Raw genomic sequence first — 547 nt, 5'->3', positions numbered from 1 at the left:
ACAGAACGTGAGTGCGCTGTTATCCGTATGGTATTACAGGGGTATTCTCCAGCAGCCATTGCCGACAAGTTATTTATCTCTCCGGGAACCGTACGGGTCCACTTGCGTAACAGTTACAAAAAACTTGATATCGGTTCTCAGCTTGATCTGCAGAATTTGTTTATAGGTGCTTTGATGCAGTTTGAACACTATGAGGGGGGCGATCCGTTAGAGGGGTTTTTCTGACCGCTCGATGCTCGTCTATGTCGTGTCAAAAAATAGGGCGTTAGGGAAACGCTCTGTAATATCATCGGCACTGGCATTGTTGTTGACACTGGCACCAAGGTTTTGACCATTTGCTCCCATGATGAAGCAAATCTTGCGGATGAAATAAACAGAATATTCCTGCATGTAGATATGACCGATGGCAATACTTGATGGATCGACGTCGATGGTGGACTGTCGGCGGGTATGGCAAATCACACTTTTGAGAGATTGATGCGGGGCTGAAAGCGTTTAGAAGGAGGCCGGACAAATTAAGCAAGCTGACGCTAAAATGCGCAGCTTC

Annotated in this window: 2 protein-coding genes; one reads left to right on the top strand and one right to left on the bottom strand. The window is 46.6% G+C overall.

What is annotated here, in order from left to right:
- A partial coding sequence (locus tag GCE9029_RS25415) for a helix-turn-helix domain-containing protein (protein WP_197475434.1) occupies positions 1 to 225 on the top strand: 225 nt, incomplete at its 5' end.
- Positions 226 to 240: 15 nt separating this feature from the next.
- Here GCE9029_RS25415 and GCE9029_RS26635 read toward each other — a convergent pair.
- Positions 241 to 462: a hypothetical protein gene (locus GCE9029_RS26635; protein WP_062667989.1), complete on the bottom strand. Its 222-nt coding sequence runs from the start codon at positions 460 to 462 to the stop codon at positions 241 to 243.
- Positions 463 to 547: the final 85 nt, after the last annotated feature.

This window comes from Grimontia celer, from assembly GCF_900055185.1.
In the GTDB taxonomy this organism is placed as follows: Bacteria; Pseudomonadota; Gammaproteobacteria; order Enterobacterales; family Vibrionaceae; genus Enterovibrio; species Enterovibrio celer.
This window is presented reverse-complemented; position numbering and strand designations above follow the sequence as displayed.